Origin of the sequence: Streptomyces spiralis (genome assembly GCF_014654675.1) — a bacterium.
GTDB classification, from domain to species: Bacteria; Actinomycetota; Actinomycetes; order Streptomycetales; family Streptomycetaceae; genus Streptomyces; species Streptomyces spiralis.
Genome location: NZ_BNBC01000006.1, coordinates 145,144 through 169,434, shown reverse-complemented (window position 1 = coordinate 169,434; position 24,291 = coordinate 145,144). Strand labels below are relative to the sequence as shown.

18 protein-coding genes and 3 pseudogenes are annotated in these 24,291 nt (G+C 73.9%); 9 read left to right on the top strand and 12 right to left on the bottom strand.

All coding sequences use genetic code 11. The features are described 5' to 3' along the window. Positions 1–50 precede the first annotated feature (50 nt). On the bottom strand, positions 51–2,042 hold the full coding sequence (locus IE318_RS09265; RefSeq protein WP_189898658.1) for an APC family permease: 1,992 nt from the start codon (positions 2,040–2,042) through the stop codon (positions 51–53). Between the two features lie 226 nt (positions 2,043–2,268). Between IE318_RS09265 and IE318_RS09260 the strand changes: the two genes are divergently transcribed. After that, positions 2,269–2,961: a DUF6445 family protein gene (locus tag IE318_RS09260; protein ID WP_189898476.1), complete on the top strand. Its 693-nt coding sequence runs from the start codon at positions 2,269–2,271 to the stop codon at positions 2,959–2,961. Positions 2,962–3,018: 57 nt separating this feature from the next. Next, positions 3,019–3,963: pseudogene (locus IE318_RS09255) on the top strand (NAD(P)-dependent oxidoreductase); the annotation flags it as partial. A gap of 10 nt (positions 3,964–3,973) precedes the next feature. On the opposite strand, the gene IE318_RS09250 reads toward IE318_RS09255, so the two are convergent. Then, positions 3,974–5,002 carry an SCO2400 family protein gene (locus IE318_RS09250; protein ID WP_189898474.1) on the bottom strand — a complete coding sequence of 343 codons (1,029 nt, stop codon included), beginning with the start codon at positions 5,000–5,002 and terminating at the stop codon, positions 3,974–3,976. A 206-nt stretch (positions 5,003–5,208) separates the two neighbouring features. Here IE318_RS09250 and IE318_RS09245 point away from each other — a divergent pair, with 206 nt between their 5' ends. Continuing rightward, on the top strand, positions 5,209–6,432 hold the full coding sequence (locus IE318_RS09245) for a hypothetical protein (RefSeq protein WP_373311114.1): 1,224 nt from the start codon (positions 5,209–5,211) through the stop codon (positions 6,430–6,432). Here the strand turns inward: IE318_RS09245 and IE318_RS09240 are convergent. From IE318_RS09240 to IE318_RS09195, 10 genes and pseudogenes are all read right to left on the bottom strand, one after another. Next, positions 6,384–6,749, bottom strand: a complete 366-nt coding sequence (locus IE318_RS09240) for a hypothetical protein (protein WP_030184574.1) — start codon at positions 6,747–6,749, stop codon at positions 6,384–6,386. The genes IE318_RS09245 and IE318_RS09240 overlap by 49 nt on opposite strands. Further along, positions 6,746–7,507, bottom strand: coding sequence for a hypothetical protein (locus tag IE318_RS09235; protein WP_189898656.1), 762 nt, complete (start codon positions 7,505–7,507; stop codon positions 6,746–6,748). The genes IE318_RS09240 and IE318_RS09235 overlap by 4 nt, the downstream gene beginning before the upstream one ends. A 153-nt stretch (positions 7,508–7,660) precedes the next feature. After that, positions 7,661–7,870 (bottom strand): annotated as a pseudogene (locus IE318_RS09230) (respiratory nitrate reductase subunit gamma); the annotation flags it as partial. A 38-nt stretch (positions 7,871–7,908) separates the two neighbouring features. After that, entirely contained in the window at positions 7,909–8,427 is a 519-nt protein-coding gene (narJ, locus tag IE318_RS09225; RefSeq protein ID WP_189898472.1) for a nitrate reductase molybdenum cofactor assembly chaperone, read from the bottom strand. Next, complete coding sequence (locus IE318_RS09220; RefSeq protein WP_189898470.1) at positions 8,427–8,729, bottom strand: hypothetical protein; 303 nt, start codon at positions 8,727–8,729, stop codon at positions 8,427–8,429. The genes narJ and IE318_RS09220 overlap by 1 nt, the downstream gene beginning before the upstream one ends. A 5-nt stretch (positions 8,730–8,734) precedes the next feature. Beyond that, positions 8,735–8,992: pseudogene (locus IE318_RS09215) on the bottom strand (hypothetical protein); the annotation flags it as partial. Between the two features lie 265 nt (positions 8,993–9,257). Next, positions 9,258–11,582: a protein translocase subunit SecD gene (secD, locus tag IE318_RS09210; RefSeq protein WP_189898467.1), complete on the bottom strand. Its 2,325-nt coding sequence runs from the start codon at positions 11,580–11,582 to the stop codon at positions 9,258–9,260. 37 nt (positions 11,583–11,619) lie between these two features. Then, entirely contained in the window at positions 11,620–12,060 is a 441-nt protein-coding gene (locus tag IE318_RS09205; protein ID WP_189898465.1) for a hypothetical protein, read from the bottom strand. Positions 12,061–12,316: 256 nt separating this feature from the next. Then, positions 12,317–12,982: a response regulator gene (locus IE318_RS09200; RefSeq protein ID WP_189898463.1), complete on the bottom strand. Its 666-nt coding sequence runs from the start codon at positions 12,980–12,982 to the stop codon at positions 12,317–12,319. Positions 12,983–12,984: 2 nt separating this feature from the next. Continuing rightward, a complete protein-coding gene (locus tag IE318_RS09195; protein ID WP_189898460.1) occupies positions 12,985–14,010 on the bottom strand; it encodes a HAMP domain-containing sensor histidine kinase in 1,026 nt (341 codons plus the stop codon). A gap of 293 nt (positions 14,011–14,303) precedes the next feature. Here IE318_RS09195 and IE318_RS09190 point away from each other — a divergent pair, with 293 nt between their 5' ends. The 6 genes from IE318_RS09190 to IE318_RS09165 all read left to right on the top strand — a co-directional run bounded on the left by IE318_RS09190 (position 14,304) and on the right by IE318_RS09165 (position 24,134). Continuing rightward, complete coding sequence (locus tag IE318_RS09190; RefSeq protein ID WP_189898458.1) at positions 14,304–14,630, top strand: TraR/DksA C4-type zinc finger protein; 327 nt, start codon at positions 14,304–14,306, stop codon at positions 14,628–14,630. A gap of 76 nt (positions 14,631–14,706) precedes the next feature. Next, on the top strand, positions 14,707–15,096 hold the full coding sequence (locus tag IE318_RS09185) for a TraR/DksA family transcriptional regulator (protein WP_189898456.1): 390 nt from the start codon (positions 14,707–14,709) through the stop codon (positions 15,094–15,096). Then, positions 15,093–15,923, top strand: coding sequence for a rod shape-determining protein (locus IE318_RS09180; protein WP_030173715.1), 831 nt, complete (start codon positions 15,093–15,095; stop codon positions 15,921–15,923). Before IE318_RS09185 ends, IE318_RS09180 begins: the two co-directional genes overlap by 4 nt. Continuing rightward, the gene (locus IE318_RS09175; protein ID WP_373311111.1) at positions 15,844–16,542 is read left to right on the top strand and encodes an Rv1733c family protein; all 699 of its coding nucleotides are present in this window, start codon (positions 15,844–15,846) and stop codon (positions 16,540–16,542) included. The genes IE318_RS09180 and IE318_RS09175 overlap by 80 nt, the downstream gene beginning before the upstream one ends. Before the next feature lie 470 nt (positions 16,543–17,012). Then, on the top strand, positions 17,013–19,088 hold the full coding sequence (locus IE318_RS09170; RefSeq protein WP_189898453.1) for an SPFH domain-containing protein: 2,076 nt from the start codon (positions 17,013–17,015) through the stop codon (positions 19,086–19,088). A 78-nt stretch (positions 19,089–19,166) separates the two neighbouring features. Continuing rightward, a complete protein-coding gene (locus IE318_RS09165; protein ID WP_189898451.1) occupies positions 19,167–24,134 on the top strand; it encodes a DNA repair ATPase in 4,968 nt (1,655 codons plus the stop codon). Positions 24,135–24,291: the final 157 nt, after the last annotated feature.

Below are 24,291 nucleotides of genomic sequence, written 5' to 3'. Positions count from 1 at the left end.
CGGACGGGAAAGCCCCCGGAACCTTTGGTCCTGGTAAAGGATTCCGGGATTCAGGGGCGCCGCGGGTCCGGCCGGTCCGGCTCTCCCCGCCGTACGGATCCCGGCGCTCGGGCCGGGTGGCGGTCGGCGCGGCTGGAGGAGGTCAGCTGCCAGGGCACGCTGGTGACCATCACGCCCGGGGTGAACAGCAGCCTGCTCTTGAGCCAGAGGGCGGACTGGTTGTGCAGCAGGTTCTCCCACCAGTGCCCTACGACGTACTCGGGGATGAAGACGGCCACCAGGTCGCGCGGGCTCTCCCGGCGCATCGAGCGCACGTACTCGACGACCGGGCGGGCCACCTCCCGGTACGGCGAGTCCAGGACCTTCAGCGGCACGTCGATGCCGTAGTCCTCCCACTGCCGGGCCAGGGCGGCCGCCGCCGCGCGGTCGGTGGCGACCGTCAGTGCCTCCAGCTGGTCGGGGCGGAAGGCGCGGGCGTAGCCGAGCGCCCGCAGGGTCGGTTTGTGCAGCCGGGACACCAGGACGAGCGCCAGCACCCGCGAGGGCGGCACCAGGTGCTCCTGCGGATCGGTCACGGCCAGTTCCGCCGAGGTGGTGTCGTAGTGGCGGCGGATGCCCCGCATGGTCACCCACAGCACGGCCGCCGCGAGCACCGCCAGCCAGGCGCCCTGGGTGAACTTGGTGACCAGCACGATCAGCAGCACCAGCCCGGTCACACAGGCCCCGAGGGTGTTGACCGCGCGTGCCGTGCAGTACCGCCGCCGGAGCTCGGGGCCCGCCCCGGCCCCCGTACCGGACCCGGCGCGCAGCTCGCGGTTCCAGTGCCGCACCATCCCCAGCTGGGAGAGCGTGAAGGAGGTGAACACGCCGAGGATGTAGAGGTGGATCAGGCTCGTCACGCTCGCCCGGTAGCCCCACAGCAGCAGCCCGGCGACGATCGCGAGCGCCAGGATGCCGTTGGAGAAGGCGAGCCGGTCGCCGCGGTTGTGCAGCTGGCGGGGCAGGTAACGGTGCAGGGCGAGGATCGAGGCCAGCAGCGGGAAGCCGTTGAAGGCGGTGTTCGCGGCGAGGATCAGCACCAGCGCGGTGGCCGTCTGCACGACGTAGAAGCCGACGCTGTGCTCGCCGCCGAAGACGGCCGCCGCGAGCTGGGCGATCACCGTCCGCTGCGGGTAGGTGCGGCAGTCGCCGGGCAGGCCGGTCAGCCGGCAGCTGTCGTCGGTGATGTGCACGCGCGCGAGCAGGGCGAGCGCGGTCACCCCGGCGAACATGGCGATCGCGGTGAGTCCCATGGCCGCCAGCGTGGCCGCGGCGTTCCGCGACTTCGGCCGGCGGAAGGCCGGCACGCCGTTGGAGATGGCCTCCACACCGGTCAGCGCCGTACAGCCGGAGGAGAAGGCGCGCAGCACCAGCATCAGCAGCGCGAGCCCCGTGAGCCCGGCCTCCCCGGGGGCGGGCTCGATGCCGTACCCGGCGGTGCGCGCCACCGGGGCGGCGCCGAGCGCCCACCGGATCAGCCCGGTGACCACCATGATCAGGACCGCGCCGATGAACAGGTACGTCGGCGCCGCGAACGCCCGCCCCGACTCGCGCACGCCCCTGAGGTTCACGGCGGTCAGCAGCGCCACGAAGCCCAGCGCCAGCAGCACCCGGTGCCCGGCGACCGAGGGCAGCGCGGAGATGACGTTGTCGACGCCGGAGGCGACCGAGACGGCCACGGTCATGACGTAGTCGACGAGGAGGGCGGCGGCGACGACCAGGCCCGCCGAGGGGCCGAGGTTCGTGGACACCACCTCGTAGGAGCCGCCGCCGCTCGGATAGGCGTGCACGACCTGGCGGTACGACAGCACCACCACCGCGAGCAGCGACACCACGGCCACCGCGATCCACGGGGCGAACCGCAGATAGGCCAGGCCGCCCAGGGTGAGCACGAGCAGGATCTCCTGGGTCGCGTACGCCACCGAGGACAGCGGGTCGGAGGCGAAGATCGGCAGCGCCAGCCGTTTGGGCAGCAGTGTCTCGTGCAGCTCCTCGCTGCGCATGGCCCGGCCGATGACCAGCCGCTTCAGGAATCCGGGCACGTTGAGCACGCGGCGAGCGTATGCCGGTGCCACGGGGCGGCCGGGGAGGCGCGGACGGGCGCGGCGGGTCGGTGAGCGCCGGCTCCGCCGCCCCGATGCGCAACCGTCCCTGCTTTCACCAAGGTTGACGGAACGTTGACCGGCGCCTGGGAGAGCCCTGGGGAGCGCCCGACCTACATTCGGCCGCATGCCCCCACAGCCTCCCGTGCCCCGCCGGGCGCCCGCCGCGCTCCCCGTCCTGCCCTACCGCAAGCCCACCAAGGGGCGCGACTACTGGGTGATCGACGACGTCCTGCCCGACGCGCAGGCCGTGCGGGAGCGGTGCCTGGCGAAGGACGACTGGGTCAAGGGGTATCCGTACACCTCCGAGACCTGGCCGGGACTGCGGACCATGCCCGGCCTGGAGCCGCCGGAACTGGCCCGGGTGGAGCGGCTGGTGAAGAAGGCGACCGGCGCGAAGGAACTGTGGGTGCAGCAGGCGCCCGGCGGCGGCACCCTCAACCACAACTGCGTGCAGGTCGTCGGCGAGGGCGAGAGCGAGCCCCGCCCGCACACCGACTCGCGGGCGCTGTGCCGGTACGCGGCCGTGCTCTACCTCAACCCGGCCGTCCCCAAGGACTGCGGCACCAGCTTCTACCGCCAGTCGCTGCCCGGCGGCAGGCTCGGCGGCAACGTCGTGCAGGCCCCGCACACCAACCTCGTGGAGGCCCTCGGCACCCGGTTCGTCGCGCCGGACGCCTTCGAGGAGGACGTGCGCGTCCCGCACAAGGCCAACCGGCTGCTCCTGTACCACGCCAACCTGGTGCACAGCGCGACCGGCTACGTCGGCCGGACGCTGGAGGACAAGCGGATGACGGCGGTCTTCTTCTGGATGGCCTGACGGAAGGTCCGTCCGTGTCGGCGGTGCCGGTCGTTCCCCGGGCGAGCACGGTGGGCGCGCGATACTCGCCGCATGGATCACGAAGGGGACGACATGACCGACACCAGCCGTACCGTGGGCGTCCTTGGCGCCGGGATCATGGGCTCGGCGATGGCCCGCAACCTCGTGCGCGCCGGGCACACCGTCCGGGTCTGGAACCGCACCCGCGCCAAGGCCGAACCGCTCGCCGCCGACGGAGCGCGGGTCGTCGACACGGCCGCCGAGGCGGTGCGCGACGCCGACGTGGTCCTGACCATGCTGTACGACGGCGGCACGGTGCTGGAGGTCATGCGCGAGGCGGTCTCCGCCTCGCGCCGGGGCGCCGCCTGGGTGCAGTCGACCACGGCCGGTCTCGAGTCGGTCGGCGAACTGGCCGCGCTGGCCCGCGAGCACGGCCTGGTCTTCTACGACGCCCCGGTGCTGGGCACCAAGCAGCCCGCGGAGGCGGGACAGCTGACGGTGCTGGCCGCAGGGCCGGCCGAGGGCCGGGACGCGGTGGCGCCGGTGTTCGACGCGATCGGCGCCCGTACGGTGTGGACCGGCGAGGACGGGGCGGCGGCGAGCGCGACCCGGCTGAAGCTGGTGGCCAACAGCTGGGTCATCGCGGCCACCACGGCGACCGGTGAGTCGCTCGCCCTGGCCAAGGCCCTCGGGGTGGACCCGCAGGGCTTCTTCGACCTCATCTCCGGCGGCCCGCTCGACATGGGCTATCTGCACGCCAAGGCCGGTCTCATCCTCGACGACCGGCTGCTGCCGCCGAGTTTCGCCGTGGCGACGGCGGAGAAGGACGCCCGGCTGATCGTCCAGGCCGGTGAGCGGCACGGCGTCCGCCTCGACGTGGCCGCCGCGAGCGCCGAACGCTTCGCCCGCGCCGCCGCCCTGGGCCACGCCGACGAGGACATGGCGGCGGCGTACTTCGCCAGCTTCGACGACAAGGCCACCGAGGGCCCGGACCGGGCCTGACCGGCTCTCGTCAGCCCAGGCAGACCACGAGCAGACAGAGCTGCTGCGACGACGACGTCGACGAGGGCGAGGTCTGCGACGGCGCCGTGGTCGTCGGGCCGGTCTGGGCGGTTCCGGAACCGGAACCCGAGCCGTCGGAGCCGGCGGGCTGCGATGTCTGCTGCGTGGTCGTGCCCGGGGAACGGTCGTCGCCGGATCCACTCGAGGAGCCCGAGGAGGTGACGGAACTCCCCGATCCTCCCGACCGCGGTGCCGGCGCCGACGGGCGCGCGGCCGCCGGAGCGGGCACGGCCGCCGTGGTGTGCGGGGCGGCCGAGTAGGGGTGGACGCCCTGTGCCGTGGCGGTGTCCTGAGGCGCCGCGGCCGTGGTGGCCGGCTGGTGCGTGTGGCGCGTGGACGGCCGTGCGGGGGAGGTGGGCGAGGCAGGTCCGAGGTCGGCGTCCCCGGTCGCCGTGCCGGTGTGCCCGGCCGGCTGCCGGCCCAGGGAGTCCGTGTGCGGGGCGCCCGGCGCGGGTGCCGCCTGGGCGGGGGCGGCGGTGTGGCGGTCCAGCGAGGCGACGGTCAGACCGCCGCCGACCAGCGCCACGGCGGTCGCGACCAGGGCGCGGCGCTGGGTCTTCTTCCAGCGGGCCCGCTGCCGCCGCCGCGCGGCCCGCCCCGGCCGCTGCCACCCGTCCGACGCGTCCGCCGTGGCGGCTGCGCCGTCCGCCGCGCCTGCGGACATGGCGCCCGTGGCGGTGCCGGGTATGGAGTCCCCGGCGCCTGCGAACCGCGCGTCCCCGGCCGCGGGCGCGGCCTCGGCCGGTCCGGGCGTCGGCTCCCAGGCGAAGGGGGGCGTGGCGGTGCCGGGCGGGGTGAAGGACGGTGCGGGGTGGGCGGCGAAGCCGTCGTCGGACGCGGGGTCCGCGGCGGGCCCCGGAGCGAAGGGGGCCGCGGAGTCCGCGGTGGCGTTCGGGGCTATGTCCGGGGCGTAGGCCCCGCAGCCGGGACACACCAGGGCACCGTTGAGGTGCCGTCGGCACGTGGAGCAGTAGTCCATCCGGATCTTCCTGAGTAGGCCAGCCGGGCGGCCAGCCACGCTAACAAGGGCGGCGCTTCCCTGTGTGCAGCCCGTGTGACGCTCCTGCGGGGATTCGGCGGTCCGTCCGCTCCCGCGCGCCGGGCGCCCCGGCCGGGACGTCAAGCTGAACCGTCCCCTTCCGATCCGCATCTGACTGGGCGGACATGCCGGAGAAGGGACGGAACGTGCGCAACGGCGAGAGGGCAGCGGCCGCTCCCAGGCGCGGCGCGCGTATCGGCGGTCGTCCGGTGGTGCGATGGCACACCGCCCTGCTGACCGTGTGGACGGCCGTCTGGTTCCTCGTGGCCGAGCGCCACGGAGCCGTCTCCTGGCACTACCTGAGGACCGGTGAGGAACTGCTGTTCGGTCAGGTGCCGGGCGGCGGCCTGGCGCTCTACGCCCACCATCCGGAACTGCAGATCGGCCCGGTCGGTTTCGTGGTCGCCGCGCTGTTCGAGCCGTTCCCCGCCGCCGTGGGCGAGAACCTCGCCGAGGCGTTCATGTCCGGCCTGGGCCTGTACATGCTGGTCCTCGTCGGCCGTACGGCCGCCGAGCAGGGCCTCGGCACAGGCCTGAACCACCGGCGTCTGCAGCAGCGCGTCCTGGTCGCCGGGGCCGCCTTCATCCCCATGTGGGTGGAGGTCTCCGTACGGTTCGCGCACCTGGACGACGTGCTGGCACTGTTCTTCACCACCCTCGCCGTACGCGCCCTGGTGCGCGGCAACGCCACCGCCGTAGGCGTGCTGCTGGCGCTGGCCGTGGACTCCAAACCGTGGGCGGTCGGCTTCCTGCCGCTGCTGCTCGCCCTGCCCCGCCCGGTGCGGCTGCGCGCGGGCGCCTGGACCGTCGGTCTGGTGGCCGCCGCCTGGCTGCCCTTCTACCTCACCCACCTGGACACGTTCCACGCCGCCCGCTTCACCATCCCCAACCAGCCGGCCTCCGCCCTGCGCTGGTTCGGCGTGAACGACCCGGCCACCCCCTGGTGGGACCGCCCCGCGCAGATGAGCCTCGGCATCGCCCTGGGCGTGCTCGCGGTCCGCCGGAACCGCTGGACCGCCGTGGTGCTGCTGGCCGCCGACGCGCGGATCGTGCTGGACCCCAGCGTGTACACGTACTACAACGCCTCGGTGCTGCTCGGCACCCTCATCTGGGACTCCGTCGGCCGGCGGTGGCTGGTGCCGTGGGTGAGCTGGACGGCACTGATCTCCCTGTACGGCAGTGCGCTGCTGGTGCCCTCCGCCTCCGTCCAGGGCCTGATACGGCTGGCCTTCGCGGCCGGTTCCGCGCTGTACGTCCTGTTCTGGCCCCGGCGTCCGCCCCGCAACGGCCTGGGCGCCTCACCCGGGGCGGGAGGCGACGGTCAGGCCCGGTCGGTGAGCTCCTCGGCGTACACCTGGGAGAGCGGCTGAGGGCCCACGTACCGCTGGCAGTTGCACTGGCCCGGCTCGTAGCGCAGCGGCTTCTTGTTCTCGTCCCAGGCGGTCGGCACCTCCACGCGCTCGTGGCACCGGCCGTTCTTGTCGTGCTTGGCCAGGTGGTGCGTGCAGCCGCACACCGGCTCCGGCGGCTTGTGCGCGGCCTCCACGGCCAGCCGCTCCGCCTTCTGCGCCTCCATCAACTCCAGTTTCCGCTGGTGGCGGTTGCGCAGCGCGGTGCGCGCGGTGTCGGCGAGCCATGCGAAGCCGCCGGTCCAGAACAGGATGAGTACCCACCAGATCCAGTTCATCGATCCCCCGTCCTTCCCCCTGTGCGCATGGGTTCAGGATAGGCAACGGCGACCGGAACGGGAGGGGTCGGTGCGGCGCCAGGGCGCGTGCGCCGGACCGGTCGCGGCAGTCGGCGCCAGGCGCGTTCGTGGACCAGGGCCAGCACGACCGCCGTGGCCACCGCGATCAGGTGCTCGCGGCCGGCCAGGTTGGGCCTGACCACCGACTCGGCCACCATCGAGCCGCCGGTGAGGAAGAAGACGACCGGGGCGCGCCGCACCACGGACAGATAGGTGAACAGGCCCACCACGGCGGCGGACGGACCCGTGTCGAGGACGTGCCCGATCTCGGGCGGCAGCCCCAGCCCCCACCGGCCGGGCCCGATCGCGAGCATCACCCGCACCGTCAGGGTGCCGGCCAGGGTGGTGGCGTAGGAGATGAACAGGGTGCGGCCCCGGCCCAGGGTGAGCTCGGCCAGGGCGAACGCGAGGAACAACTGGGTGATGCCGGCCCACACCGGAAGGTCGAGAGCCGGGACGTAGAGGGAGACGGGGGTGCGCAGCAGCGCCAGCCACAGCGGCAGGTCGCCCTGGACGCCGCCGAGGGCCCGCACCGCCGTCTCGCCCCTCGGGTGCTGGGCGATCGCGTGGAAGAGGATCACACCGAAGGCGGCCACGAAGGCCAGCACCAGCCCGGACAGCCCACGGCGCGCCAGCTGCCGCAGCGGGGCCACGACCATGGCGTGCCACTCGCGGCGCAGGGCGCGCACGACGAACAGCGCGAGCCGGGCCGGCACCCCGCGCCCGTTCTGGTATTTCCGGTACTCCTGGACCACCGCTCGGCTCCTCGAAGCAGTTCCCCACTCCGTGCGCACAACCGTATGGACCCGAATACGGCCGGAGACGTTCCCACGCGCCGGGCGGCGTTCGTCTCAGCGCGCGGGTGACCTGCGTGGAGTACGCCCGGACGGTGCCGCTCGTCGGGAGCGGTAGACGACGCAGGGGCGGGCCGGATGACCGAGGGGGACGGCGAAGGCGTGCACGAGGCGGCCGAACGGCCAGAGCGCGAACAGGGCCGGTGCGAGCAGGGCGTGCAGCCGGTAGACGAGCGGGGCGTGGGCCGTGGCGGTGACGTCGGGGTCGAACGTGGGGCTGGGGCTGCCGCTAGGGGGCGGAGGCGTCATAGGCGGCGGACTCCTTCGTCGAGGGTGGCCCGGACGGCGCGGATCACGTCGAGGTAGGGGCTGCCGTGGGACGCGAGGGCGGTGGCGAGCAGGGCGAGGGCGCCGCGGTGCTCGTGGAGCACGGCACGGCCGGCGGTGGGGCAGCGCGCCGCGAACTCCAGCACGGCCGGCAGGTGGTCGGGCAGTTCACCGTCGGACGGCTCCCAGCCGTGCTGCCGGTAGCGGGCCTTGAGCGCGGCGAGCGAGGCGCCCCGGCGACGGGTGTCGCCGTCCGTGTAGTGGGTCAGGTACAGGGTGCGGCGGCGGCTGCGGTCGAAGGTGGTGGCGTACTGGGCCGCGAGGTCGAGCAGCGGGGTGTCGGCGGTGCGGCGGCAGAACCGCAGCAGGGGCTCCGCCGCCGGGCCGCGCAGCCCGCCGATCGACTCCAGCACCAGGGCGCGGTGGGCCGGCCAGCGCTGGTCGGGGTACTGCAGGAGCAGGGAGGCGGCCCGGTGCACGGCTCGTTGCTGGTTCATCACCGCGACCCGGCCCTCCGCTCGGGGAACAGCCCTCGCGGCCGGCCGCGGTCGTTCCGGTTCAGCAGGCTGACGCGGCCGCGCAGCCCGCCGTGCGCTCCGCCCGTGCCGTCGGTCGTGGGAACGGGCGGGGCATGGAAGGCGCTCATCACGTCTGTGCCGTACATCCTGGACGTGATCGCCTCCTGCCAGGCCGGGGTGTGCGGCTGGGAGGCGTCGTCGCAGTCCTCGGGCCACTCGCCCGGCAGCCCCTCGCGGCCGACGCCGTACTGGGCGAGCAGCAGGTCGAAGACGGTGGTCACCAGCCGCCCGCCGACGACGCGTCGGTCTCCTGGGTCTCCCAGGTGATCAGCCCGTCCTCGACGTACACCTTCCGCGAGCAGGAGCCGGTGCAGTTCACGCCGTGCGTGGAGCGGACCACCTTGTCGTGCGCCCAGCGCTCCCGGTACGGCGCGTCGTTGACGGCCTGGTCGGTGCGCAGGACAGCCCGCAGGCCGGGCGTCGTGGGGGAGCGCCGCAGTATCCGCCCGGCCCGCAGCAACTGGTCGGCGGCCACCGCCGCCACACCCTCCGCTTCCCGCCGGGCCCCGCGCCGTCCCACTGGCCTCACATCCCTTTCGAACTCGGCACAGCACGCCGGTCCGGGGGCTTGGACCCCCGCGCGACCGGCGTTTCCGCTTGCCGTCAGCGTCACCTGTCGGAGCACTCTGTGTTCGCAGAACTACGCTGAGTTGGAAAGTGGCTGTACGGAGCTTTTCTTGTCCTTTGCAATATTTGGTGATGGCACCTAGATGGCACCTAGATGAATGGTTCCTGCGGGCCGGAGACGTTCAGCCGCGACGCTGGGCGACGCGGGGCGGGGCGGCGCGACGCGTCGGTGGCCGTGGAGTGCGACGGCGTCCGTGACGGTGACCGTGGAGCGCGACGGCGACCGGGGCGGCGGTGAAGACCGACGAGTACGTGCCGACCGCCAGGCCGATGAGCAGGGCGAGCGCGAAGTCGGTCAGCGACTCCCCGCCCAGCACCGCCAGCGAGGCCAGGATCAGCACCGCGCCCATCCCGGTGTTCACGGTACGGGGCAGCGTCTGCACGATCGCCCGGTCGGTGATCTGCGACAGCGGCGCCTTGCGGTCGCGCCGGAGCAGTTCGCGGATGCGGTCGAAGACGACGACGGAGTCGTTGACCGAGTAGCCGATCACGGTCAGCAGGGCGGCCAGGAACACCTCGTCCAGCGGCTTGCCGAGCCAGGCGAAGACGCCGACCAGGATCAGCACGTCATGGGCGAGGGCGGCGACGGCGGCCGTGCCGAACAGCCAGCGGAAGCGGGCGGCGAGATACAGCAGCTGGGCGCCGAGGGCCACCACGAGAGCGATCAGGGCGTTGCGGCGCAGCTCCTCGCCCAGGCTCGGGCCGATCAGCTCGTCGCGCACCTTGGCCGTCTTCGCGCCGTCCCCGTTCTTCGCTCCGTTCGCGCCGTCCCCGCCGAGCGTGCCGATGGTCCGCGTGACCGTGTCCACCTGGGCGTCGGTCAGTTTCCCGGCGCGCACGGTGAGCCCCGTGTCACCGGCGGACTGGACCACCGTGTGCGGGAGTCCCGCGTCGGCGAGCGCGCCGCGGGCCCGCTCGGGATCCACGGCGTGCGGCGTCTCGTACGCGATCAGGCGGCCGCCCGTGAACTCGATCCCGAACTCCAGGCCGCGCACCGCGATGCCCGACGTGGCGAGCACGAGCACGACGCCGGAGGCCGCCAGCCAGCGGCGCGGCCGGTGCATCAGCCGCGGGTCGCGGCGCACGAGCGCCTCGCGCACCCGGCCGGCCGTGGCGAGTCCGGTGACACGGGGGCGCCGGCGCACCCACGGACGGGAGGCGGCGAAGTCGGCGAGCACCCGGGTGACCACCAGGGCGCTGATCATGGAGGCGATGACACCGATGCCGAGGGTGACGCCGAAGCCGCGCACCGGTCCGGAGGCGAGGAGGAACAGCAGCCCGGCCGCGATCAGCGTGGTGATGTTGGAGTCGGCGATCGCGCTGAACGCGTTGCGGAAACCGGCGGTCAGTGCCGAGCGTGCGCTGGGCCGCCGACGCGAGGCGTGCTCCTCGCGGGCGCGTTCGAAGACGAGCACGTTGGCGTCCACCGCCATGCCGATCGCCAGCACGAAACCGGCCAGCCCCGGCAGGGTCAGGGTGGCCCCGAGCGCGGCCAGCGCGGCGTAGGAGATCAGTCCGTAGGCGAGCAGCGCCACGACCGCGAGGGCGCCCATGAGCCGGTAGACCACGATGATGAACAACGCGGTCAGGGCGGTGCCGACGACCGCGGCCCAGGCGCTGGCCGTGATGGCACGGGCGCCCAGGGTGGGGCCGACGGTGTGCTGTTCGATCGTCTCGACCGGCACCGGCAGGGCGCCGCCGTTGATCAGCAGGGCCAGCTCGCGGGCCTCGGCGTCGCTGAACGAGCCGGTGATCTGCGTGGAGCCGCCCGCGATGCCCGTTCCGCAGGCGACCGACGGATCGACCTGCGGCGCGGAGATGATCCGGTCGTCCAGCACGATGGCGACCCGGCGCGTGGGGTCGCCGACCGGACGGCAGGCGGCGTCGGCGGTCAGTTCGGCCCAGCGGTCGCGGCCCGTGCGGTCGAAGTCGACGGTGACGTGCCAGCCGGCGCCGGTCTCCTGGTCGAACCGGGCGTCGGCGCCCTTGACGTCCTTCCCGGTCATGGCGGACGCCCCCAGGCGCAGCCGCTGCCCGGACTCGTCGGGCAGCACCCGCTCCCCGGACTCGGCGGGTTCGGGTGTCCCGGCACCGGCCGCGCCGAGCACCGGGTGGAAGGACAGCTGGGCGGTGCGGCCCAGCACGTCGGCGGCCTGCTTCGGGTCCTGCACGCCGGGCAGTTCGACGATGATCCGGTGGGCGCCGGAGCGGACGAGGGTCGGCTCGGCGACACCGAGTGCGTCGACGCGGCCGCGCAGCACCTCCAGGGTGCGGTCGGTGGCCGCGCGGTCGGCCTTGGTGGTCGGGGTGGAGCGTGTCTCCAGAACGATCTGGGTGCCGCCGCGCAGATCAAGTCCGAGTCGGACGGGCACGGTCACGGCGATGTACACGGATACGGCGATGACGGCGAGGGCGAACAGCGCCCTCACCCGGTTGGAACGGATCAACGGGGCCTCCGGCGGCCTGGGGGTTGGGGAGTGGGGGTCAGGTGCCGGAGGGTGCGGGCGGGGCCCGGCCGCGGTCGGGGACCGGGTGGCCCGGAGAGGCGGGGTCGGGTGCACGGGACGGCGGTGTCCGTGCGGGGGTGGTCGCGGGGGCCGCCGTGGTGTCGGGGGTGATGGCGAGGTGGCCCGGCGGGGCGGGGCGCTCGCCGTGGAGTTCGTGGCGGACGCCGGCCTGGGCGGTGCAGGCGTCGGCGCACTGGTCGCCGGCGTGGGGCGGGGCGTGAGGCGCGGCGTCTGCGTGGAGCGTGGTGTGGGGCGCGGTGTGTGCGTGGACCGTGGTGCGGGCGTGGTGGCCGACCGGGGGTGCCTCGGGCTGTCCGGCCACGACCGGGGCGGCGTGGAAACCGGTGAGCAGGCCCAGCAGGGTGAGCAGTACGGCCGTGAGCAGGGTGAGCGCCCTGGGGGGTGTCTCGTCGATCATGCCGGGTTCGCGGCGCCTGGCACCGCACCTCGCGGCGTTGTCGTCGGTCGCCGATGCTCCGCATCGGCTCCCTCCTCCGCCTTGCGTTGTTCCCCCACTGCCTGAACGGCGTGGGAGGTGCCCCCACCACCAGCCACCGCTCCCTGATCCGGCCTGATCGACGAGACACCCCCCAGGGATGGCGGCGCGTGACGCCCGGCGCATGCACCGCCCCCTCTCGTGGGCCCGGTCGTGGCTGCTGTCGTGGTCGGGGTTGTCAGGGCTCGACCAGGCCGGCGCGGATGGCGTACCGGGTGAGCTCCAGACGGTCGCGCAGGCCCAGCTTCTGGAGCAGGTTGGCGCGGTGGCGCTGGACGGTCTTGATGCTGATGAAGAGGATCTCGGCGATCTCCTTGGAGGAGTGCCCTTCGGCCACCAGCTTGAGGACCTCCTCCTCACGGGGTGTCAGCACCTGGTCGGGGGTCTCCTCGCCGTGGCGGACGCGGTCGAGGTAGTTGCGGATGAGCGCGGTGACGGCGCCGGGGTAGAGGAACGGCTCGTCGCGCATCGCGGCCCGGCACGCGGCGACCAGATCGCGGTCCGCGACGGACTTCAGCACGTAACCGCAGGCTCCGGCCTTCAGCGCCTGGAAGAAGTACTGCTCGTTGTCGTGCATGGTGAGCATCAGCACCCGCAGGTCCGGCTTGAGGGCGGCCAGTTCGCGCGCTGCCTGGAGGCCGGTCAGGCGCGGCATCGCGATGTCCAGGACGGCGAGGTCGACGTCGTGGGCGCGGGCCAACTCGATGGCCTCCGCGCCGTCACCGGCCTCGGCGACCACCTCCAGGTCCGGTTCCTGGTCGAGGATGAGCCGCACTCCGCGGCGTACCAGCGCGTGGTCGTCGGCGAGCAGGATGCGGATCGTGGTCGGGGCGTGGTCGGCCATGGTCAGAGGTGCTTCCTGGGGTTGCTGGGCAGGGGCGCGGCGACGGAGGGGGTGACGGGGGCGGTCAGCCGGACGCGGGTGCCGGGAGAGCGGCCACCGGAGCCGGAGCCGACGCCGGTCCCGGTGCCGGGGGCGTCGGTGATGTCCAGGTCGCCCCCGATGAGCAGGGCCCGTTCGCGCATGCCGCGGATGCCGGCGCCCTCGCAGGCCGCCTTGATGCCCCGGCCGTCGTCGGTGATGTCCAGCACCACGGCGCCGTCGCCGTGCGTGAGAGCGACCTCGACGCGTGCGGCGTCCGCGTGGCGGGCGGCGTTGGTCAGGCCCTCCTGGGCGACGCGGTAGAGGACGAGCTCCGTCTCCGGGTCCAGTGCGGGCAGGTCGGCGTCGAAGCGGCGTACCACCTTGAGGCCGGTGTGGGTGGCGAAGTCGGAGGTGAGCGACGTCAGCGCGCTGACCAGGCCGAGGTCGTCCAGAACGCCGGGCCGCAGCCTGCGCACCAGCCGGCGGACCTCGTCCAGGCTCTCCCGGGTGATCTCCTGCACCTGGTGCAGTTCGTCCCGCAGCGGGGCCTCGGCCTGGTCCGCGGCCCGCTTGAGCGCCAGCAGCACCGCGGTCATGCTCTGTCCCACCTCGTCGTGCAGTTCCTGGGCGATACGGCGCCGCTCGGCCTCCTGGGCGAGCAGCACGCGGGCGCTGCTGGTGGCCCGCTCGTGCTCCAGCCGGTCGAGCATGGCGTTGAACGTGCGGATCAGCTCGGTGACCTCCCCGCCGCCGTCCACCGGGAGCCGCTGGCCGGGGCGCAGCAGGTCGACGGTGGTCATCAGCCTGGTCAGCCGGTCCAGTGGGGCCAGGCCCCAGCGCAGCAGCGCGGCGTTGGCGACCAGCATCACGACCAGGCCGCCCACGAGGATGACCGCCTCGGTGAGCACGACCGGTACGGAGACGGTCACCGGAGCCCACAGCAGCAGCGCGGTGGCCGTACCCAGCACCACGGCGTTGAGCCCGAAGATCCGCCAGAACAGGGACACCGGGTTGCTCCTCCTCACGTGACGCGGCCTGTCTGCTGCCCGCGCCTCTGCCTCCACTGTCGGGCATCTCGCAGCCGGACGAGTCGCGGGCCCTGTTCCCGGTCCAGCCTGCCCGTTCCCGCCGGTGGGGTCGATGGGTCATGGCGCCCATTCGACGGGGTGCGGCCTACCCATTCCGTACGGAGTGGGTCCTCGGACCTCCCGCAAATGGGGTCTGGACCCGATGGGATTCGACCGCCCGTGCGACCAGGGTGGAGGCACAGGCCACAGGCCGCACCGAAAGGAACCCCGCCATGTCGCTCGACGCCGCCCGGACCCAATCCCGCCCGCCGCGTCCGACCGCTCACGAGGCCCGGCAGCGTCTCGAGCACGCCCGCGGCACCCGGCTGGTCCAGTTGCAGGCCCTCACCGCGACCGGGCAGACGGTGGACGACCATCTCATGTCCGCGCAGAGGGAGGCCATCGAGCGGGTGCTCAAGGAGATCGACGAGGCCTTCGCCCGCATCGAGGACGGCACCTACGGGATCTGCCGGGGCTGCGCCAAGCCGGTCCCCGCGGAACGCCTGGAGATCCTCCCGTACACGAGCCACTGCGTCGGCTGCCTGCGCCGGCCCGCCTGACCACCGTCCGACACACGTCTTCCGTCGTACGCCCGCTGTTGCCGTCACTCGTCTCCCGCCCTGCCCGAGGGGTGAAGTGGTGAACCACCAGATCATCGACGCCCGCGACCCGCACCTGACGCCCGTGGACCTGACGCCCGAGGACCTCGCCGGGCTCCGCGAGAACCTGCACGAGCAGCGCCTGTTCCGGCAGGAGCAGCTGCGGGAGATCACGGCTGCCGCGCCCGCCCGCACGGACGCCCTGCGCCAGCGGCAGGCCGCCTCGCAGGTCGAGGTCAGCGTCAAACTGGCGGCCTCCGCCCGGATGGTCCTCGCCGACGTCGAGGCGGCCCTGACCCGCATGGACGACGGCAGCTACGGCTACTGCCACCTGTGCAGGCGGCCGATCGCGCGGGAACGGCTGGAGATCGTGCCGCAGGCCCGCTACTGCGCCCGCTGCCAGCAGGTCAGGGAGGCGGGCCGGTGAGTACGACCCGTCGTCCCCGCGTCACGGCCGGCTCCGCCGTGCGCCACCGGCCGTGGCCGCTGTGCCGGCAGTGCTGCGGTGTCGCCCTCGACATGGGCAGCGCCCGCACCCGCGCGTGGATCAGCGGCCGGGGCCTGGTCCTGGACGTCCCCACGGTGACCTTCCCCGGCGCCGGCGCGGTGTACCCGATCCAGCGCGGCGCCATCGTGGACACCCCGGGTACCGCCCGGATGCTGGACCGTCTGCTCGGCCACCGCCTGCCCCGCTTCACCCGCCCGCTGATCGTCGTGACCGCCCCCGTGCTGGACGGCGTCGCCTACCGCGCCGAGGCCCGTACGGCCGTGGAGGTACTGCGGCCGCGCACTGTGCTGACCGTTCCCGGCGCCCGGGCGGTCGCGCTGGGGGCGGGCGCGGACCTGTCCCGGCCGCTGCTCGTCGTCGACATCGGCGCGCACCTCACGGAGGTGGTGCTGCTGTCGGACGGCGCCGTCGTCGACGCGCGCCGCACCGCGCTCGGCACCACCGACCTGGACACCGTCTCCTCGGCGCAGATCAGTGAGGCGGTGGCCGGCATGGTGACCGCGATGCTGCGGCAGGACCGTACGTCGCTCACCCTCGACGCGCTGCACCGGGGCCCGCTGCTGGCGGGCGGGGGCGCCCTGCGCCCGGAGATCACCTACCACCTCACCGGCCGGCTGCACGTCCCCCTGAAGGCCGTGGCGGCGCCCCACACCGCCGCCGTCCGCGGTGCCGCCGCCCTCCTCCACGCCGCCCACACCCACCCGTCGCTCACCGCCTCCGTCCCACCCACCCCGCGCCCCCGGTAACCGCACCCCCGTCCCCACACCGCGGACCGACGAAGGGAGGACAGCCATCACGCCGTGGCGACTGCGGCGCAACCCGCTGCGCCGCCGCACCGACCTGTTCCAGGCCTGGCTCGGCCTCGTCCTGCTGCCGACGGTCCTGGCCGCCGCGCCTGTCGCCGCGTACCTCGCGGCCGACGCCGCCCACCGCCACTACACGCACACCGCCGACCGGCACACGCAGATCCGGCGGCACACCACCGCCGTCCTCGTCCAGGCCGCCCCGCGACACCCCGAGCCGGGCTCGGCCGAGGAGAAGAACACCCGCTACCCGGCCGAGGTCCGCTTCACGGACGCCGGCGGACGGACCCGCAACGCGACGACGGACGTCCCACCCGGTCTGCGGGCGGGCAGCACCGTCCACGTCTGGGCCGACGCGCACGGCGGCATCCACGGCCCGCCGCTGACCCCCGACCAGATCCGCAGCCGCACCATGGGATGGGCCATCCTCGCCGCCCTGTCCGTCATCGCCCTGGGCTCCGCCGGCTACGGGGCCGTCACCCTCGTCGTGCACCGCCGCAACCTCGCCGCCTGGGCCACGGCCTGGTCCGGCACGGCACCACGCTGGACGACACCGAAGTGACGCGTGAGCACCTAGGGGGTGAGACTGAGCCCATCATCTGGGGCGTGCTCACCGTGGCCGGCCTGGCCGCCGTCCTGATCGGTTTCGGCATCAAGGTCGCCACCTCCCAGCCCTGAACCCGGACCCGGAGGCGTGGCCGTACGCGGTCGCCCGCGCGTTCACCGCCCCGGACCGTCAAGCCGGCCGCCGCGATTCCGACGCCCCGCTGACGGTTTCTTGGCGGGGCGCTGGCATCGAGGGTGGGGGGAAGACTGCCGGGAACCGGCAATGCGCGGGGCGTTCGTGGCTGGGCATCATGGCGGTGGGGAGCACTACGGGGGCTTCCGGTGCCGGATCCCGGCAGGAGCCGGGCCGGGCCGGAGGCCCGTACGGGGGAGAGGGGGAACCACGATCGCGGCCCCGTGGCCGCCGGCGCGCTCGGTGCAGCGCGCCAACCCGCCTTCTCTTCCGTACCGTCAAGGACGTACACCATGGATGTCATCGGCGCGCTCGCCGCTGCCTGCCTGATTCTCGTTCTGCTCGCGCTGTTCGTCTTCTCCCGGCTGTACCGCAAGGTGGACCAGGGCAGGGCGCTGATCGTCTCCAGGACGCGGAAGGTCGACGTGTCCTTCACCGGGCAGGTCGTGCTGCCCGTGCTGCACAAGGCCGAGGTGATGGACATCTCGGTGAAGACCATCGAGATCAGCCGCTCCGGCCGGGACGGGCTGATCTGCCGGGACAACATCCGTGCCGACATCCGCATCTCGTTCTTCGTGAAGGTCAACAAGACCGTCGAGGACGTCATCAAGGTCGCCCAGTCCGTCGGCACCGAGCGTGCCAGCCACCAGGACACGCTCCAGACGCTGTTCCACGCGAAGTTCTCCGAGGCGCTGAAGACCGTCGGCAAGCAGATGGACTTCACCGACCTGTACACCAAGCGTGAGGAACTCCGCTTCCACATCATCGAGTTGATCGGCGTCGACCTCAACGGCTACCACCTGGAGGACGCGGCGATCGACTACCTGGAGCAGACGCCGCTGTCCCAGCTCGACCCGGCCAACGTCCTCGACGCGCAGGGCATCCGCAAGATCACCGAGCTGACGGCGGTCGAGCACGTGCGCACCAACGAGGCGCAGCGCAACGAGGAGAAGGAGATCACCCGGCAGAACGTCGACGCGCGCGAGGCCATCCTGGAGCTGGAGCGCCGGCAGGCGGACGCCGAGATCAAGCAGAGGCGGGAGATCGAGACCTCCCGGGCCCGCGAGGAGGCCGAGACGGCCCGCGTGGTGGAGGAGGAGCGGCTGCGCGCGCAGAGCGCCTTCCTGCGCACCGAGGAGCAGCTCGGGGTGCAGCGCGAGAACCAGGCCCGTGAGGTCGCCGTCGCCGCGAAGAACCGCGAGCGGGTCATCGCGGTGGAGAACGAGCGCATCGAGAAGGACCGGCTGCTGGAGGTCATCGCCCGGGAGCGGGAGACGCAGCTGACGAAGATCTCCGCCGACAAGGAGGTGGAGGCGGAGAAGCGGGAGATCGCCGAGGTCGTGCGCGAGCGGGTCGCCGTGGACCGTACGGTCGCCGAGCAGGAGGAGTCCATCAAGAAGCTGCGCGCCGTGGAGCAGGCGGAGCGCGAGCGGCAGGCCGTGATCATCGCCGCCGAGGCCGAGGCGCAGGAGAAGCTGGTCAAGGACATCAAGGCCGCCGAGGCCGCCGAGCAGGCGGCCACCCACCGCGCCGCCGAGGAACTCACCCTCGCCGAGGCCCGGTTGAAGACCGCCGACCTCGACGCGCGGGCCAAGCTGCGGCTGGCCGAGGGCGTCCAGGCGGAGGCCGCCGCCGAGGGACTGGCCGCCGTGCAGGTCCGCGACAAGGAGGCCGAGGTCATCGAGAAGGCCGGCCGGGCGGAGGCCGAGGCGACCCAGGCCCGGATGCTGGCGGAGGCGCAGGGCACCGAGGCGCGGATGCGGGCCGAGGCCGAGGGTGCCCAGGCCAAGGCGCTCGCCGAGGCCACCGCCATCGGCGAGAAGCTGAAGGCGGAGGCGGCCGGCCTGACCGAGAAGGCGACGGCGATGGCCGCCCTGGACGAGGCCTCGCGCGGGCACGAGGAGTACCGGCTGCGGCTTCAGGCCGAGAAGGAGATCCGCCTCGCCGGTCTGGAGGTGCAGCGTCAGGTGGCCGAGGCACAGGCGACCGTCCTGGCGACCGGGCTGGAGAACGCCGACATCGACATCGTCGGCGGCGAGTCGGTCTTCTTCGACCGGCTGATGTCCGCGATCTCGCTGGGCAAGGGCGTCGACGGGTTCGTCGAGCACTCCGGCACCGCGCAGGCCCTCGCCAGGCCCTACCTGGACGGCTCGGCGAGCCTCCCCGACGACCTGAGCCGGATCCTCGGCTCGGTCTCCACGGCCGATGTGCGCGACCTGACGGTCTCGGCGCTGCTGATGAAGCTGATGAAGTCGGGCGGCGCGAACGCCGGGCGGTTCCAGCAGCTCCTGGAGCACGCGGGCGAGCTGGGCCTGGCCGACACCCCGCTGGCCGCGCTCGCTTCGAGCAACGGCACCGCCAGGGCCTGATCGGACGCGGCGGCCGTCAGCTGCCGTACAGGGGACGGCAGCTGACGGCCCTACCTCTCGCGAAGGGACGCACGACCCATGGCAACCGCCCTGGAGACGGGTTCGTACGACGCCGTGGACAGCGGCACGTACGAGGTGCTGCGCGACCGGCTCACCGCCCAGGCCGCCGACCTCGCGCGCGGCGCCGAGGCGCTGAACGCCCGCAGGGCCGAGGAGTTCGGCGCCACCCGGCTCGACCTCACCGGCACCGGCCGGCTGCGCACCGAGCACCCGAGCGTCCCCGGGGACGTCGTCGCCGTCGGCGACCGGCTGCTGTTCGGCTGCCACAGCGCGGGCCCGGCGGCCGGCGGCCGGCCCGAGCCGGAGGTCGGCGACGTCCTCGCGCTGTACGACCGCGATCTGAACCGGCTGCCCGAGGACGCCGTCCCCGGGCTGCTCGACGACCCGGCGTTCGTACGGGAGTTCGCGGCCCTGTACCGCTACTACCGGCAGGCCCGGCTGCTGCGCCTGCACCGCGTCGAGGGACGGCTGCTGGCCGTCTTCCGCACCGGGGAGAAGGCCGACGACATCCGGGCGCTGCGCTGGGACCTGACCGACGACGGGCGGGCCGCCGTCTTCGTGGACGCGCGCGGGGAACGCGACCACGTGCCGCCGCCCGCCCACGACTTCGCGTGGACCGAGGCCACCCGGGAGGACCACGTCCTGGGCCGCCACCCGCACGTCCGGGTGCGCGGTGAGTTGTACGTCTCCACCGTCGGCGGCGCCCTCACGATCAAGACGGAGGACGACACCGAGACCGGCGAGGGCATCCACAGCGAGCCGGTCGAGGAGCCGCTGCAGGCGCTCGCCGACGCCGTCGTCGCGCACGCGCGGGTGGGCGCGCTGATCCTGCTGCGGATCCGCCCGTACAAGGAGGACGCCGACCGCTACCTGGTGTTCAACACGCTCACCAGGGCGGTGGTCCGCCTCGACGGCATCGGGCAGGGCTGCCGCCGCCTCCCCGAGGACCAGGGCATCGTCTTCGCGGGCGGCTACTGCCTGGCCACCGGGGTGTACAAGACGTACGAACTCGACACCACCGGCCTGGAGTTCGAGCGGGAGGTGCGCTCGCCCTACGGTGAGGACGTGCTGTACGCCTTCCGCGCGCGCGCCCGGTCACGCGGCCTGCTGCTGTCGTACAACACCATCCGCGAGGAGGTCGCGAACCCGCTGACCTGCCACGGCTGGGCGCTGTTCGACGACGGCGCGCTGCTGGCGCTGCGCGCCGACCCGGCGGGCGCGGCCGGGGAGCCGGCCCGCGTCCACCCGGTCCAGCAGTGGACCTCCCCGTATGTCTCCGACACCCACGCCGCCGCCGGCGCGGGCACCGGCCCGCTGGCCCGGGTCGGCAACGCCGACCTGGTGCGCGGCATCTCCGACTGTCTGTCGATCAGCCGCGCGGTCGCCGAGACGACGCCGACGGTCGAGGTGTACGAGGCGCTGGCCGCCGCCTGCGTGCGCGCCGCCGACACCCACCACTGGCTGGGCGAGGCCGAGCTGGGAGACCTGCGGACCCCGCTGGAGGCCGTACGGGCGACGGCGGAGCAGGTGCTCGCCGAGTTCAGGACCGTGCAGGACCTGACCCGGAGGGCCGCCGAGGCGCTGGAGGAGGCCGCGGAGCGGCTCGCGACGGTGGTGCGCCGGCTGCGCGGCGAGGCACCGCGCGGGGCCGCCGCCTGGGTGGGCGGACTGACCGAACTGCGGCAGGCGCAGGGCCACCTGCTGACCCTGAAGGAGATGCGGTACGCCGACACCGCCCGCATCGACGAGCTCGCCGCCCGGGCGGAGGCCGACCTCGCGGCGTTCGGCAAGCGGGCCGTCGCCCATCTGGCCCGCGAGGACGCCTTCGCCGAGCACCACCGGGACGTCGAACGGCTCGTCGCGGACGCCGAGTCCATCGCGAGCGTGGCCGAGGCCGGGCCGGTCGCGGCCCGCCTGGACGAACTGACCGGGGCGCTGCGCACGGTCACCGAGGTCGTCGCCGGGCTCGACATCGCCGACGCCACCGTGCGCACCTCCGTGCTGGAACGGATCGCCGAGGTGCTGGGCGGCGTCAACCGCGCCCGCGCCCTGCTCGACGCCCGCCGCCGCGAGCTGGGCGAACGGGAGGGGCGCGCCGAGTTCGCCGCGGAGTTCGCGCTGCTCGGGCAGGCGGTGACCGGCGCGCTCGCCGCCGCCGACACCCCCGAGGCGTGCGACGAGCAGCTCGCGGGCGCGCTGGTCAGGCTGGAGAACCTCGAGTCGAGGTTCGCGGAGTTCGACGACTTCCTCGGCGAGCTGGCCGCCCGGCGCACCGAGGTCCACGACGCCTTCTCCGCCCGCAAGCAGGCCCTCCTGGACGCCCGCGCCCGCCGCGCCGAACAACTGGCCGGCGCCGCCGCCCGGATCCTCGAGACGGTGGCCCGGCGGGCGGCCACGCTCGCGGACGCCGAGGCCGTCAGCACCTACTTCGCCTCCGACCCGATGGTCGCCAAGGTCCGCCGCACCGCCGAGGAGCTGCGCGAACTCGGCGACCCGGTACGGGCGGAGGAGCTGGACGGCCGGCTGAAGGCCGCCCGGCAGGAGGCGGCCCGCGCCCTGCGCGACCGCTCCGACCTCTACGCCGACGGCGGGCGGACCATCCGCCTCGGCGCCCACCGTTTCGCGGTCACCACCCAGCCCCTGGACCTCACCCTGGTCCCGGACGGCGACGGCCTCGCCTTCGCGCTGACCGGCACCGACTACCGCCGCCCGGTCACCGACCCGGACTTCCTTGCGACCCGCGCCCACTGGGACCGGCAGCTGCCCTCGGAGTCCCCCGAGGTCTACCGCGCCGAGCACCTGGCCGCCCGGCTGCTGCGCGAGCACGGCCCGGCCGCCCTCGCGGCGGCCGACGACCTGCCCGCCCTGGTGCGCGAGGCGGCCGCTCAGGCGTACGACGAGGGCTACGAGCGCGGGGTCCACGACCACGACGCCACCGTGATTCTCACCGCCCTGCTGCCCCTGTACGAGCAGGCGGGCGTGGTCCGCCACGAGCCCGCCGCACGCGCCGCCGCCCAGCTCTTCTGGTCCCACGGCACCACGCCCGCCGCCCGCGCCACCTGGACCCGACGGGCGGCCTCCCTCGCCCGGGCCCGCGACACCTTCGGCCGGGCGGCCGCGACGGCGGTGACCGAACTGGAGGCGGAGCTGTCGGGGGCGATCGGGCAGTGGTGGGCCACCGCGGGCGGCGACCTGCCGGCGGCGACGGAGGCCGGCGCACCGGCCGGAGCCGAGGAGCTCGCGGGAGCCGCGGCGGCCTATCTCTTCGAGGAGCTGACGACCGGGCCCGAGGGGTTCGTCATCAGCGCCGGCGCCCGCACCCTGCTCGACAAGTTCCGCCGTACGGTGGACGGTTCGGCGTACGAGGAGGACCTGGCCGCGCTCGACGAGCTCGCCGCGCGCCGGCAGCTGGCCGGGGCGTGGCTGACCGCGTACGCCGACGCGACCGGCGCGGACGTCACCGAGGGCGACCTGGCCGAGGCGGTGGCCGCCGAGCTGTGCCCCGGCCTGACCCGCCACGAGTCGGACGTCCCGGTGGGGACCGTGGCCGAGGGGCTGCTGGGCAGCCACCCGCGCCTCACCGGCCGCACCCTGGTGCTGCGCGTCGACGAGTTCCTGGCCCGGACGAAGCGGTTCGAGGAGCGCGACGTATCCGCCTTCCGCGCCCACCAGCGGCGCCGTACCGCCCTGGTGGCGGCCGAACGCGCCCGGCTGCGCCTGGACGAGCACCGCCCGCGCTCCCTGGCGGCCTTCGTCCGCAACCGGCTGATCGACGAGGTCTACCTTCCGCTGGTCGGCGACAGCCTGGCCCGCCAGCTCGGCACGACGGGAGAGAGCAGGCGCACCGACACCGGCGGCCTGCTGCTGCTCGTCTCGCCGCCCGGATACGGCAAGACGACGCTGATGGAGTACGTCGCCGGCCGCCTCGGACTGATGATGGTGCGGGTCAGCGGCCCGGCCCTGGGCCACGCCGTGACCTCGCTCGACCCGGCCGAGGCGCCGAACGCCACCGCCCGCCAGGAGGTAGAGAAGATCAACTTCGCGCTGGCGGCGGGCAACAACACCCTTCTGCACCTGGACGACATCCAGCACACCTCGCCGGAGCTGCTGCAGAAGTTCATCCCGCTGTGCGACGCCACCCGGCGCGTGGACGGCGTGTGGGACGGCGAGCCGCGCACCTACGACCTGCGCGGCAAGCGCTTCGCGGTCTGCATGACCGGCAACCCCTACACCGAGTCCGGGGACCGCTTCCGCGTGCCCGACATGCTGGCCAACCGCGCCGACGTGTGGAACCTCGGTGACGTCCTCACCGGCAAGGAGGACGTCTTCGCGCTCAGCTTCCTGGAGAACGCGCTCACCGCGAACCCGGTCCTCGCGCCGCTCGCCGGGCGGGACCGCGCCGACCTGGACCTGCTGCTCCGCCTGGCGGACGGTGACCCCACGGCCCGCGCGGACCGTCTCACCCATCCCTACGCCCCCGCCGAGCTGGACCGGATCCTCTCGGTGCTGCGCCATCTGCTCACCGCGCGCGAGACGGTCCTCGCGGTCAACGCCGCCTACATCGCCTCCGCCGCCCGGTCCGACGCCACGCGCCCCGAGCCGCCGTTCCGGCTCCAGGGGTCCTACCGCACCATGAACAAGATCGCCCAGCGGATCCGGCCGGTCATGAACGACACCGAGCTCGCCGCCGTGCTCGACGACCACTTCACCGCGGAGGCCCAGACCCTGAGCGGCGGAGCCGAGGCCAACCTCCTGAAACTGGCCGAGCTGCGCGGCACCCTCACCCCCGAACAGTCCCGGCGCTGGGCCGAGCTGAAGGCCGCCCACGTCCGCGCCCGGGACCTCGGCGGCTCCGCCGAGGAGCCCCTGACCCGCGCGACCGCCGCCCTGGCGCTGCTCGCCGACCGCATGGCGGCCATCGAGTCCGCCCTCACGGCCGCCGTCGCCCACCGGACGGGGCGCGCGCCCGACCCGAGGGAACGGTGACGGCGGCGGTGACGGCGATGACGCCCTTCCTGGTCCCCCTCACGGCCGCGGCGCTGATCGTTGCCGTCTGCACCTGTGTGCTGATACGCCGGGACCGCCGGTGTGCCCGGGCGTACACCGGCGGTCCGGGGGGTTCGGGAGACCCGGGGGATCCGGG